This is a genomic window from Sphingopyxis sp. J-6, assembly GCF_046603995.1.
GTDB lineage: Bacteria > Pseudomonadota > Alphaproteobacteria > Sphingomonadales > Sphingomonadaceae > Sphingopyxis.
In genome coordinates this window covers 1,192,811-1,204,997 of the sequence record NZ_CP145810.1, presented here as the reverse complement: position 1 = coordinate 1,204,997, position 12,187 = coordinate 1,192,811, and the positions used below count along the sequence as shown (strand labels likewise).

The window sequence follows — 12,187 nt, the reverse complement described above, 5'->3', positions numbered from 1 at the left end:
CCGCAAACGGGAGGATGTTATGAGGACCGCTTTTCTTCTGCTTTCGACGGCTGCCGTCGCCTTGGCCGCCATACCCGCGCAGGCCCAAACCGCCGGCGCCGCCAGCGATGCCACTGCCGACACGGCAACCGGCACCGACGATACCTATGGCGAAATCCTGGTGACCGCACAGCGCCGCTCCGAAAGCGTGCAGGACGTGCCGATTGCCATCTCGGCCTTCAACAGCGAGATGGTCGAAAGCAGCGGCAGCACCAATATCACCAGCCTCAACGGCCTCGCCCCCAACGTCGTGCTGCAGACGCAGGGCCTGGTCGCCAACGTGCCGATGATCTCGATCCGCGGCATGAGCACCGCCGATCCCGATCCCAATGCCGATCCCAAGGTCAGCACGATCATCGACGGCGTCTATATCCCCTTCGTTTCGAGCACGATGCTCGACCTGTTCGACATCGAACGCGTCGAGGTGCTGAAGGGCCCGCAGGGCGTGCTGTTCGGCAAGAACAACCTTGCCGGCACGCTCAACGTCATCACCGCGCGCCCGACCGACGATTTCGGGGCCGAGGCGCGCTTCACGCTGGGCTCGTTCGGGCTCAAGCAGTTCCGCGGCAAGGTGAACAGCGGCCGCTTCGCCAACGACATGCTGGCGGCGAAGGTCGCGGTCAATTTCCGCGACTATAACGGCTACAGCCGCAACGTGATCACCGGCAACCGCCTCAACGGCAGCAACGTCAAGTCGGTGCGCGGCGCGCTCGACTTCGATCCGGGCGGCGCGTTCGATTCGGCGCTCGTCGTAGACTGGCTGAAGCAGAAGACGACCGGTCCGGCGCCGCATGTGCTCGACAACGGCGATCCCAACTGGGATCTGCTGCCCGACATCGTGAAGACCGACATCCGCAAGTCGGCGGTGCTGTTCGATCCGATCGCCAACACCGAAACCTATGGCGGCTCGCTCACCTCGAACCTCGACGTGGGCTGGGGCACGATCACCTCGGTGCTCGGCTATCGCCACCTTACCTATCTGACCCGCGGCGACTTCGACGGCCTTATCACCCCCGCGCCGCAGCTCGACGTGACCCGCGACTTCTCCGGCAATTCAAAGAGTGCCGAACTGCGTTATGTGTCGCCGGCCGGCGAGCCGGTCGATTTCGTCGTCGGCCTCTATTACCAGACCGACAAGTGGCGCCAGTTCAACACCGTGCTGGCAACGCCGACCACGACGACGCGCGCCCAGCTCCGCCAGGACACCGAAAGCTATGCGATCTTCGCGCTCGTCAACGCGCACCCCGCGGACGGACTGACGCTCTCGCTCGGCGGCCGCTACAGCCATGACCGCAAGAAATACGACATCGCGAACCAGGTGTTCGTGAACGGCAACCAGGCATCGTCCTTCGCGAGCAGCCTGAAGGCATCATGGGCCGAATTCACCCCGCGTCTGACGGTCAATTACGAAGTCACGCCCGACGTCATGGTCTACGCCAACTATTCGCAGGGTTATAAGGCGGGCGGGTTCAACTCGCGCGGCACGATCCCCGAAAATGTCGGCCCTTATAATCCCGAACGCGTCAACGCCTTCGAGGTCGGGGCAAAGACCGACCTGTTCGACCGGCTGCTGCGCTTCAACGTCGCGGGCTTCGTCAACAATTACCGCGACCTGCAAAGCTCGGTGACCAAGATGGGCGCCGTGCGGGCCGAGAATATCACGACGAACGTCGCCGCGGCCAAAATCTACGGCTTCGAGGTGGAGAGCCTGCTGCGCCCGATGGACAACTTCACCATCGGCGCCAACGTCGCCTATCTTCATGCGCGCTACACCGACTTCTGCGCCGATACCAACGGCGTCTTCACCAATGGCGCGCCCGAAGTCGGCCAGTGCGGTCCTGCGGTGCCGATCCTGATCAACGGCGTCCCCAACGGCACCTTCGCGGTCCCGACCGATTCCTCCGGTCTCGACCTCGCCAACGCGCCGAAGTGGAGCGGCAGCCTGTCGCTCGACTATGCGATCCCGACCGGCTTCGGCGAGATCAAGCTGCACAGCGATGCGCGTTATTCGGCCCGCTTCAACACCTGGGGCCGCAGCAACCTGCCCGGCTATTACCGCGACGAAGTCGTGCTGCTCAATGCGAGCATCGCGGTCGCGGGTCAGGACGACCGCTGGAAGGTCACGCTTTACGGCAGCAACCTGACCGATCAGGACGTGATTTCGGGCGCGACCAACGCCGGTGCCACGCCGATCACGCAGTTCTACCAGCCGCCGCGCGAGTTCGGCGTCGACTTTGCGATCAAATTCTGACGAACTGAGCCGCGGCACGGCCCTGCCGTGCCGCGGTCCCCGTTTTCAAGACAGAACCTGGGAGAGTGACATGGGTTGGGATGTGAATCGGCGGACCTTCGTCGGCGGCATGGGCGCGCTCGCCGCAGCAGGGCTCGCGTTGCCGACCTATGCGAAGAACGGCAAAAAGCTCAACGTCCTGATGATCGTCACCGATCAGGAACAGAGCGTCGCCAGCTATCCCAAGGGCCTGCTCGAAAAACTGCCGCATCACCGCGAACTGATGGAGCGCGGGATGCTGGTCGAAAACTATCATGTCCACACGACCCCCTGCACGCCGTCGCGCTCGACGATCTTCCAGGGTCACCATACGCAGCAGACCGGGCTGTTCCTCAACAGCGACAACGCCCCCAATCCGGTCGCGGCAGAGGATATGCCGACGCTCGGCCACATGATGCAGGCCGCGGGCTATTACACCAGCTACAAGGGCAAATGGCACCTCAGCCGGATGAATTTCGAACGCAACTGGCCGCGCGTGCCGGGCGGCATCTACCCCAGCACCGAGCGTGCGATGGAGAAATACGGTTTCCACGACTACGGCTTCGACGGCGAGGAACTGGGGCTGACCTGGGACGGCTATCGCGCCGACATGTATGTCGCGGGCGATGCCGCGCGCAGCATCTTCGACTTCGTCCGCCGCGACAAGGCGGGCGGCAGGCCGTGGTTCATGGTCGTCGGCCTGATCAACCCGCACGACATCATGTTCTACGACGCGACGGGCGAGCAGGCGAAGCATCGCACCCACCCCGACATCCTTGCACCGCTACGCCGCGAACCCGGCGACCCGATCTATGAAGTCGACAACAAGTTCGACCTCCCCGAAAGCTTCTACAAGGACGACCTCAGCACCAAGCCCGAGGCGCACAAGGGCATCCAGCGGCTGAACGATCTCTTCTACGGGCCGATGCCGCTCGGCGACCTCGAAAGCTGGCACCGCTTCAACAATTATTATTACAACTGCCTGCGCGACGTCGACCGGCGGCTGGGGCAATTGCTGTGGGCGCTCAAGGAAAGCGGCCAGATCGACAACACCATCATCGTCTATACGAGCGACCATGGCGAGCGTGCCGGGGCGCACGGGCTGCGCCAGAAGGCGGGCACGATGTACCGCGAGGAAACCAATATCCCGATGATCATTGCGCACCCCGATGTGAAGGGCGGGCAGACGACCAAGGGCCTGATGGGCGCGATCGACATCGCGCCGACGCTGATGACGATGGCGGGGCTGTCGGCCGACGAAGGAAAGAACCGCTTCCCGAACCTGCCGGGGGTCGATGTATCGGGGCTGCTGTCGTCGCCGGCGGCGCCGACCGAGCGCGACCGGCGCGGGCATTTCTTCAACTATGCCGTCGCGCATATGTGGGAGCCCAATTCGGCGCGCGTCGTGGGGCCCCGCCCGCCGGGCGAGAAGGTGCCCGACTACAGCGCCATCTACGATCTCGAAAAGCGGCGCCTGCACCGCGGCGTCCACGACGGGCGCTGGAAGTTCGCGCGCTATTTCGCTCCGGCGCACCATCATATGCCGAAGGACTGGAAGACGCTGAGCGAGCGCAACGACCTCGAGCTCTACGACACCCACGCCGACCCCGGCGAGCTCGTCAACCTCGCGAACGATCCGAAGCATCGCAAGGAGGTGATGCGCCTCAACAAGATGGTCAATGCGCTGTCAGAACGCGAGATCGGCGCCGGGCTCGACGACGGCCGCGAATATCCGGGGCCGACCGAGCTTTACAACCGGCCGGGCTGATCGTTCAGGGCAGCGCCTTCGCCAGATCGTCCGCACCCCGCACGCCCCGCGGACGATAGCAGCGGAGCCAGAGCCCGATGACGCCCAGCAGGAAAGACAGTCCGACGAGGCTGAGCACGGCCGCGAGCAGCAAATCCCCGCGCTCCCAATCCGCCCCGTAATGCCGATAGGTGTCGAACGGCGCATAGCAGAGCGTCAGCGATATCCCGCCGAAGATGACAAGGTGGATCATGTTCTCCCACCAGCGAAGCCCGCGCTGCACGCGCCCGCCCAGCCCGAGCCCGCGCATCTCCTCCGCAAGGTGGAGCACCATGGCGCGATAATCGCCCAGGCCGCCGTCGATCACGATATCGGCGCCGCGCTCGCGCGCGATCACGCAGCGATAATGGGTGATGCGGCCATATTCGACCCCGGCGCGCAGCCAGCGGATATCCGACAGCGGGATTTCGATCCGCCCCCCGCCGGTCCCCGTGACCGCCACCGCCGGAGTGTCGCCTGCCGCGATTTCGACGAAGGCATTCGGGCCCTCGATCCCCATGCGGCGCAGCGATGGCGTCGTTCCGATCGAATAGAGGGTACCCCGCGCCGCCTTCCTGCTTTTGATCATGCCCACTTCTTGCGCATCGCCGGCATCGCCACAATGCACGCGATCACATCAGGACAAACCGAATTCGGCATTGCGCCGGAGCAGTTCGCCGACCGAGTTGGCGAAGTGGCGCTCCATGGCGATCCGCGCCCGCGCCGGCTCGCGCGCCGCAATCGCTTCGGCGACCTCGCGGTGCAGCGCCAGCGTTTCCTCGCGCTCGGCCTCGGTCGTCCGGCCCTGCCAGGCACGCGGGATCGCGCGCTCCATCAGTTCCTCGAACGAGCGCACGATCTGGTAGAAAAGCGGGTTGCCGCTCGCCGCGGCGATCGTCTGGTGGAATGCGGTGTCGGCCGCCGTTCGCGCCGCCTCGTCGCCCTCGATCGCCAGCCCGTGCGCCGCGGCGAGGATCGCGCGCGCCTGCTCCTCGCTGCGGTTTGTCGCCGCCATCTCGGCGGTGCGCAGTTCGAGCGTCCGGCGCACCTCCCAGACGTCGGCGAGGCTGACCTGCGCCGTGTTCACCGCATGCCCCATCGACGCCGCCATCACCGACCCGTCCATCGCGCCGACGCGCGGCTTCCGGCCGTTGCCGACATCGACGAGCCGCAGCGCGGCGAGCGCACCGAACGCCTCGCGCATCACCGGGCGGCTCACCCCCATCTCGGCCGCAAAGCTCCCCTCGCCCGGCAGGGTATCGCCGACCTTCAGGTCGTGGTCGCGGATATGGTCGCGCACGAAATCCATCGCCCGCTCGACCAGCGAGCCGCGGGCGCCGTCGATCGTCTGTACCGCTTCGTTCATGCCGCAATCCCCACCCGGCGCATCTCGGTCGGTGCCATACCGAAACGGCGCGAAAAGGCACGCGTGAAACTCGCATTATTGAGGTAGCCGCAGCGATAGCCGATGCTCGCCACCGGCAGGTCGCTCGCCGCCAGCAACCGCCGCGCCTGTTTCAGCCGCCGCTCGCTCAGCGCTTCGGCGACGGTGCACCGATAGATTTCGCGAAACCCCCGCGTCAGCTTGTCGCGATTGATACCGCAGCCGCGCGCGATATCGTCGAGGGTCAGCTTCTCGTGCCAGCGCTCGTCGACCATGCGCCGCGCCGCGGCGATCCGTGCGATATCGGTCTCGGCGAGGCTGGTCGCCCCCTCGATCGCGATCAGCCGCCCTTCGGCCAGCGCGGCGAAAAACTGGCAGAGCAGTTCGATGCTCCGCGCCAGCCGCAGCGTGTCGGCGGCGGCATCGTCGCTTCCCGGCTCGACGATCGACTGCCCCAGCGCTCGCAGGTCCGACGGCAGATACCAGCGCGCGCCCTCCCCGGGCAGGTCGCCGAACAGGCGGCGGCAGGCGCCGCGCGTGACCGCGAAGACGAGCAGATGGTCGTCGACGCCGCCGTCAAGGTCGCGAAAATCGAGCAGGCTCACCGCGGGCTCACCGATATCGTGAAAGCCCAGCAGCAGTGCATCGGGCGGCAACAGCCGGCGGTCGCACGCGCCACGGCCGACGAAAGTGGTCATTTCATGCGAAACGATAACCGGATGCTTGGTTGCCATGCTGTTTCTCCCGGTCTCGCCTTAGACCTATCAGACAGCTTTAGCAATACCTATCTGATAGGTTCTGCGAAAATCGACGCCGGCGCCCGCCGCATCGCGAGCAGGAAGGCAAAGAAGGACAGCGCGCTCACCGTCACTCCGACCAGCGCCAGCGCCTCGGCGAGCATCGCCTCGCCGCCCATCAGGCTGCTCACTTGCGTGACGAACCATGGCGCGAGGCCAAAGCCGATCAGCCCGGCGACGGCGATGAAAGCGCCGATGCACAGCCCGCGCAATTCGTTCGGGATGAAAACGGTCAGCGCCACCGAAACCACCAGCCCGGTCACCGCGCCGCAGGTCGACAATATCCCCAGCCCCACCGCAAAGCTCATCACATCGGGCATTAGCGGGAACAGCGCGGCGGGCACCCCCAGTCCCGCCGCGATCACCGCGCCCAGCAGGAGTCCGCCGCGGCGGCGGCTCCGCTGTCCCAAATCGGCCGAAATCCCGCCGAGCACCGCACCCGCCACGCCGGTGCCGAACATCAGCGCGCCGACCCAGCCGGCAAATTCCTGTGGCTGCAGCCCGAAATCGCGCGACAGCACGGGCGCGACCCAGACGGTCGCCGCCACATCGGCCATCACCACCGCGACCTGCCCCGCGAACAATGGGCCAAGGAAAGCGCGCCGCGCCCACAATTCGGCGGCGACCACGCGAAACGGCGCATCGGGGCCCGCCTCCACCTCGCGGCGCGCGGGCTCGCGCAGCAACAACAACGGCAGCAGGCACAGCGCGCTGATCGCGGCGAGCACCACATGCGCACTCCGCCAGGGCGCCAGACCCGCGAGCCACGAGGGCATCGCGGCGTCCGAAAGCAGGCCGAACAGCCAGCCGGTCAGCGCGAAACCGAGCGCGACCCCCAGCGCCTTGCCCAGATTGACGATCAACATCGCGCGGCCGCGCTGTTCGGGTGCGCAGAAATCGGCGCAGAGCGACAGCGCGGCGGTCAGCGACCCGGTCGAGCCGATGCCGACGAGCATGCGGGCCGCGGTCAGCAGCCCCGCGCTCGGCGCGAAGGCGGTGAGCAGCGTGCCCAGCGTCCAGAGCAGCGCCAGCCCGATCGTCAACCGTACGCGGTTGCGGCGATCGACGAGGATGCCGATCGGCACCGAAAAGAGCACCATCGGCACCGCGGCCCCGAGCCCCTGAATCAGCGCCAGCGCATCGTCGCCGAGCCCCAGTTCGGCCTTGGCGCTTTCCTGGATCGTCCCGAAGCTGCCGAGCGCGGTGAAGCCCATCGTCGTCACGAGCGCGAGGAGCAGCAAGGGAACGAGCGTCGCGGGCGCAGTCAGCCGCGTGGCGCGCGCCGCGAGAGGTTCGGCCACACTTGCCATCACAGCACGAAAATCTTGCCGGGGTTGAGCAAATTCTGCGGATCCATCGCGCGCTTGATCACCCGCATCTGCTCGACCGCCCCACCCAGTTCGGCGACCAGCCATTCCTGCTTGCCGATGCCGATGCCATGTTCGCCGGTACAGGTACCGTCCATCGCCAGCGCGCGTTCGATCAGCTTGGCGTTGATCGCCTCGACCTCGTCGAGTTCGGCCGGCGCGTCGGGGTCGATCGAGAAGATGACGTGGAAATTGCCGTCGCCGACATGGCCGAGGATCGTCGCCGGAACGCTCGCACCCTCCAGGTCGGCGTGCGTTTCGGCGATGCATTCGGCGAGGCGGCTCATCGGCACGCACACGTCGGTCGCCCAGCCGATCGCCCCCGCGCGCATGTTGACCGCAGCATAATAGGCCTCGTGCCGCGCGCGCCACAGCTTCGTCCGCTCCTCGGGCAGGTTCGACCAGCCAAAGCTTCCGCCGCCATTGGCTTCGGCGAGCATCTTCACCGTCTCGACCTGCTCGGCGACATGCGATGCGCTGCCATGAAATTCGAAGAACAGCGTCGGCGCCTCGGGATAATCGAGCTTCGACCAGCGGTTGACCGCCGTCATTTGCTTGGCGTCGAGGATCTCGACGCGCGCCAGCGGCACCGCGCACTGGATCGACTGGACCACCGTATCGACGGCGCCGCCCAGCGTGTCGAAGCTGCACACCGCCGCCGAAATCGTATCGGGGACGGGATGCAGGCGCAGCGTCACTTCCGTGATGATGCCCAGCGTACCTTCGGAGCCGACGTAGAGCCGCGTCAGGTCGTAACCCGCCGCCGACTTGCGCGCCCGGCGCGCGGTGCGGATCACCTCGCCCTGCGGCGTCACCACCTCAAGGCTGAGCACCGCATCCTTCATCGTGCCATAGCGCACCGCGTTGGTGCCCGATGCGCGCGTCGACGCCATGCCGCCGATCGTCGCATTGGCGCCGGGGTCGATCGGAAAGAACAGCCCCTGATCGCGCAGATGGACGTTCAACTCCTCGCGCCGCACCCCCGGCTGGACGACGCAGTCGAAATCCTCGGCATGGACCGCAAGCACCCGGTCCATCTGACTCATGTCGAGCGAGATGCCGCCGCGGATCGGCGCCGCATTACCCTCGATCGACGTACCCGCGCCGAACGGCACGATCGGGATATCGGCGGCGGCGCACAGCTTGACCAGCGCCACCACCTCCTCGGTCGAGTAGGCAAAGACGACGGCGTCGGGCAGCACCGTGGCGAAATGCGTTTCGCTGGCCCCATGCTGCCCGAGCACCGCTTCGCCCCGCTGGAAACGGTCCGCGAACCGTTCCTCCAGCGCCCCCACCAGGCTGGCGGGGAGCGGTTTGCGTTCCCCCGATTGCACCGTCCCCGCCATGGTCAGAACTTCAGGCTGGCACGCACGCCATAACGGCGGCGGTCGCCCGTGATGCCGAGGTCGGAAGCCGGCAGCCCCGCGAGCGCCAGCGTCGTCTTCTCGATATAGGATTCGAAATATTCGGTGTTGAAGATGTTGTTCGCGAACAGCGCGACTTCGACCGGGCCCGTACGATACGCGATCGACGCATTCGTCAGCCAATAGCTGTCGAGGATCGTCGGCGTGGTTTCATTCAGCGTCGCCGCCAGCCGCTTGCCCTTGCCGAACAGCCCCGCACCCAGCACCACCTCGCTGTCGGCGCCCGTCTCGATCCGGTAGTCGGTCGAGATGTTCGCCAGCCAGTCGGGCTGGAAGGTCAGCCGGTCCGATGACAAGGTACGGCCGGTCGTCGTTTCATAGGCGGTCGGATCGGTGATCCGGGCGTGCATGTAGGTGAAGCCGCTGCGGATCGTCCACGCAGGGACCGGCCGGACCATCGCTTCCAGTTCGATGCCATAGCTTTCGACGTCGCCGGTGTTGAGGTCGACGGTGACCAGCCCGCCGCCTTCCGCCGGCGCGATCGAGTTCAGCCCGATATAATTCTTGTAGTCGTTATAAAAGACCGCACCCGACAGCATCAGGCCTGCGCCCGTATATTTGGCGCCGGCTTCGTACGTCCACGCCGAATCGCCGCCATAGGTGCGCACCGCCACCGGCGCGGTCGGCGCGTTGAAGCCGCCGCCGCGATAACCGCGCGCGACCGAAACATAGGTCATCAGGTCGGGAGTCCATTTGCGCGAGACGGTCAACTTCGGCTGCCATTCGCTCGACTTCAGCTTCGCGCTGGTCAGGCTGGTCGCCGGCATCACGCCGAGGATCGAGGTGGTGACCGAATCCACCGTTCCGCGCGAGACGCGGTTTTCGCGATCGTAACGGAGGCCGAGCGCCACTTCCCAGTCGGCGGTCGGTTTCCAGAACAGCGTGCCGAACGCCGCATAGGTGTCGGCGACATTCTTGGCGGTCGTGTTCCGCACGATGTTCACCGGGCCCAGCAGCGGATGGATCAGGTTGATCGTGTCGGTGTTGTTGACCCGCGTTTGCTCGTTGCTGGTGAACAGGCCGACGAGGGTCGAAAACTGGTCGGACCATTCGCTGTCGAGGCGCGTTTCGATCGTCATCGTGCGCAGGCTGTCGCGACCGACCGAACGGACGGTGTTGTCGGGGCCGAAATCGCCGTCGCTGTCGGGGGCGAACGAATTGCGCATATCATATGCGCCGATCACGCTGAGCTTCGATCCGCCGCCGAGATCGGCCTCGGCGCGCGCGTTGATCCCGCGATATTTATACGAGATCTGGTTGAGTGTATTGAACGTGACGTCGCGGCGGTAATCCTTGGGTCCGGTAACCCGCGAATAGGGGATATTCACCCCGTCGACCCAATCGTAATAGCCCTTCACGGTCAGCGAAAAGCCGTCCGCCGGCGTGAACCGCAGGGTGGCATTGACCGAGTCGGTGTTGAAGCGGTTCGCGTCCTTGTTCAGGATCGTGTTGGTCAGGAAACCGTCCTGCTGGCGGTGCGACGCGGCGATCCGGAAGCCCAGCACATCGTCGATGATCGGCCCGCTGACCGCGCCCGAGACCAGCCAGCTATTGTCGGGACCAGCATAGCTGCCGTTGGCGCGCACCTCGAAGTCGTTGCTCGGCTGGCGGGTGATCACGTTGATCGCGCCGCCCAGCGTGTTCTTGCCGTACAGTGTTCCTTGCGGGCCGCGCAGCACCTCGATCCGGTCGACGTCGAGCAGCGGATTGTTGAGATAGGCGGTGTTAGGCTGATAGATGCCGTCGATGAACAGTCCGACGCCCGGCTGCACGGACTGCACCAGCGTCACCCCGACGCCGCGGATCGCGACGAAGGCCCGGCCCGATCCGTCGCTGTTAATGTTGAGCCCGGGCGACAGCACCGCGGCTTCGCGCACCGAATTGATCCCGCGCGCCGTCAGCGTGTCGCCATCGATCGCGGTGACCGCGATCGGCACGTCGGACAGGGTCTCGTCACGCTTGCGCGCCGTCACCACGATGACGCCGTCGTCTTCGCTCTCGGCGGCGGCGGGCGTCGCCGCGCTATCCTGCGCAAAACCGGGCGTTGCATCCAGCGTCGTGGCAAGTACGAGCGTCGAAACGGCGGCAAATCGGAACTTTGTCATCAGGCATCCCCAAAAACGGCGGTCTCGGCCGCCCGTCGATACCTATCTGACAGCTTTTTGACCTATATGAAAGGTCTGCGATTGTGCCGATCCGCAGACCGGGTTTGCCGCGTGTGAAGAAAATGTTTCCTTCATCGTCATCCCGGACTTGATCCGGGATCCATCTACCCACGTCGAGCAAATGGATCCCGGATCAAGTCCGGGGTGACGAATGGAATAAGCTGAACGCCGGACGCGCCTTCACCAGCAGCTATAACCGCCATCGGCCAACACGACGCTCCCGGTCATCAGGCTCGCCATGTCGGAAGCAAGAAACAGGATCACCGCAGCCACCTCTTCGGGCTCGCCGAGCCGGGCCTGGGGGGTGCCGTCGATCCAGCGCCGGTACATCTCGCTCGTCTTGTCGGCGAAGGCGTTGAGCGGGGTCGCGATGTAGGTCGGCGCAACCGCATTGACCCGCACGCCCCTGCCCGCCCATTCGGCGGCGAGGCTCTTCGTCAGCTGGTGCACCGCCGCCTTCGACGCATTATAATAGCTTTGCGGCTGCGGCCGGTTGACGATGAAGCCCGACATCGACCCGACATTGACGATGCTCCCCGATCCGGCGGCCAGCATGTGCCGCCCGAAAGCGCGCGCGCACCAGAAGCTGCCGTTGAGGTTGACGTCGAGGACGTTGAGCCAATGCTCGTCGGCGACATCCTCGGCGGCGGTCTCGCTGCGCGCGATGCCGGCATTGTTGACGAGGATGTCGATCCGGCCGTCGCGTTCGATCATCGCCTGCGCTGCGGCATCGACGGCGGCGCTGTCGGTCACGTCGAGCGGCTGCGCAAACACCGCACGGCCCTTTGCCGCAAGACCCGCGACCGCATCCTCCAGCGCCGCAAGATCCCGGTCGGCGATCGTCACCCGCGCCCCGGCTTCGGCCAGCGCTTCGGCAGTCGCCAGCCCGATCCCCTGCGCACCGCCGGTGACGAAGGCGGTGCGCCCGTCGAGGCGCAGCTTTTCGAGGTACATCA

9 protein-coding genes are annotated in these 12,187 nt (G+C 65.8%); 2 read left to right on the top strand and 7 right to left on the bottom strand.

Annotation, left to right across the window (positions count from 1 at the left end):
• Positions 1 to 61: 61 nt before the first annotated feature.
• Positions 62 to 2,290, top strand: a complete 2,229-nt coding sequence (locus V6U71_RS05825; RefSeq protein WP_411341361.1) for a TonB-dependent receptor — start codon at positions 62 to 64, stop codon at positions 2,288 to 2,290.
• A 70-nt stretch (positions 2,291 to 2,360) separates the two neighbouring features.
• Positions 2,361 to 4,076, top strand: a complete 1,716-nt coding sequence (locus tag V6U71_RS05820) for a sulfatase-like hydrolase/transferase (RefSeq protein ID WP_411341360.1) — start codon at positions 2,361 to 2,363, stop codon at positions 4,074 to 4,076.
• A gap of 4 nt (positions 4,077 to 4,080) precedes the next feature.
• Here the strand turns inward: V6U71_RS05820 and V6U71_RS05815 are convergent, their stop codons facing one another.
• The 7 genes from V6U71_RS05815 to V6U71_RS05785 all read right to left on the bottom strand — a co-directional run bounded on the left by V6U71_RS05815 (position 4,081) and on the right by V6U71_RS05785 (position 12,185).
• The gene (locus V6U71_RS05815; RefSeq protein WP_411341359.1) at positions 4,081 to 4,683 is read right to left on the bottom strand and encodes a hypothetical protein; all 603 of its coding nucleotides are present in this window, start codon (positions 4,681 to 4,683) and stop codon (positions 4,081 to 4,083) included.
• Between the two features lie 48 nt (positions 4,684 to 4,731).
• Positions 4,732 to 5,460, bottom strand: coding sequence for a FadR/GntR family transcriptional regulator (locus tag V6U71_RS05810; RefSeq protein WP_411341358.1), 729 nt, complete (start codon positions 5,458 to 5,460; stop codon positions 4,732 to 4,734).
• On the bottom strand, positions 5,457 to 6,212 hold the full coding sequence (locus V6U71_RS05805; RefSeq protein ID WP_411341357.1) for a helix-turn-helix domain-containing protein: 756 nt from the start codon (positions 6,210 to 6,212) through the stop codon (positions 5,457 to 5,459). Before V6U71_RS05805 ends, V6U71_RS05810 begins: the two co-directional genes overlap by 4 nt.
• A gap of 50 nt (positions 6,213 to 6,262) precedes the next feature.
• Positions 6,263 to 7,585, bottom strand: a complete 1,323-nt coding sequence (locus V6U71_RS05800; RefSeq protein WP_411341356.1) for an MFS transporter — start codon at positions 7,583 to 7,585, stop codon at positions 6,263 to 6,265.
• Positions 7,585 to 8,988: an FAD-binding oxidoreductase gene (locus V6U71_RS05795; RefSeq protein ID WP_411341355.1), complete on the bottom strand. Its 1,404-nt coding sequence runs from the start codon at positions 8,986 to 8,988 to the stop codon at positions 7,585 to 7,587. Before V6U71_RS05795 ends, V6U71_RS05800 begins: the two co-directional genes overlap by 1 nt.
• Before the next feature lie 2 nt (positions 8,989 to 8,990).
• Entirely contained in the window at positions 8,991 to 11,171 is a 2,181-nt protein-coding gene (locus tag V6U71_RS05790) for a TonB-dependent receptor (protein WP_411341354.1), read from the bottom strand.
• Between the two features lie 240 nt (positions 11,172 to 11,411).
• On the bottom strand, positions 11,412 to 12,185 hold the full coding sequence (locus tag V6U71_RS05785; RefSeq protein WP_411341353.1) for an SDR family NAD(P)-dependent oxidoreductase: 774 nt from the start codon (positions 12,183 to 12,185) through the stop codon (positions 11,412 to 11,414).
• Positions 12,186 to 12,187 lie beyond the last annotated feature (2 nt).

What these genes read in the sequence shown, in the direction of transcription:
- V6U71_RS05820 (WP_411341360.1), top strand. Translation starts at nt 2,361, where the DNA reads ATGGGTTGGGATGTGAATCGGCGGACCTTCGTCGGCGGCATGGGCGCG.
- V6U71_RS05815 (WP_411341359.1), bottom strand. Translation starts at nt 4,683, where the DNA reads ATGATCAAAAGCAGGAAGGCGGCGCGGGGTACCCTCTATTCGATCGGA.
- V6U71_RS05810 (WP_411341358.1), bottom strand. Translation starts at nt 5,460, where the DNA reads ATGAACGAAGCGGTACAGACGATCGACGGCGCCCGCGGCTCGCTGGTC.
- V6U71_RS05805 (WP_411341357.1), bottom strand. Translation starts at nt 6,212, where the DNA reads ATGGCAACCAAGCATCCGGTTATCGTTTCGCATGAAATGACCACTTTC.
- V6U71_RS05800 (WP_411341356.1), bottom strand. Translation starts at nt 7,585, where the DNA reads ATGGCAAGTGTGGCCGAACCTCTCGCGGCGCGCGCCACGCGGCTGACT.
- V6U71_RS05795 (WP_411341355.1), bottom strand. Translation starts at nt 8,988, where the DNA reads ATGGCGGGGACGGTGCAATCGGGGGAACGCAAACCGCTCCCCGCCAGC.
- V6U71_RS05790 (WP_411341354.1), bottom strand. Translation starts at nt 11,171, where the DNA reads ATGACAAAGTTCCGATTTGCCGCCGTTTCGACGCTCGTACTTGCCACG.
- V6U71_RS05785 (WP_411341353.1), bottom strand. Translation starts at nt 12,185, where the DNA reads ATGTACCTCGAAAAGCTGCGCCTCGACGGGCGCACCGCCTTCGTCACC.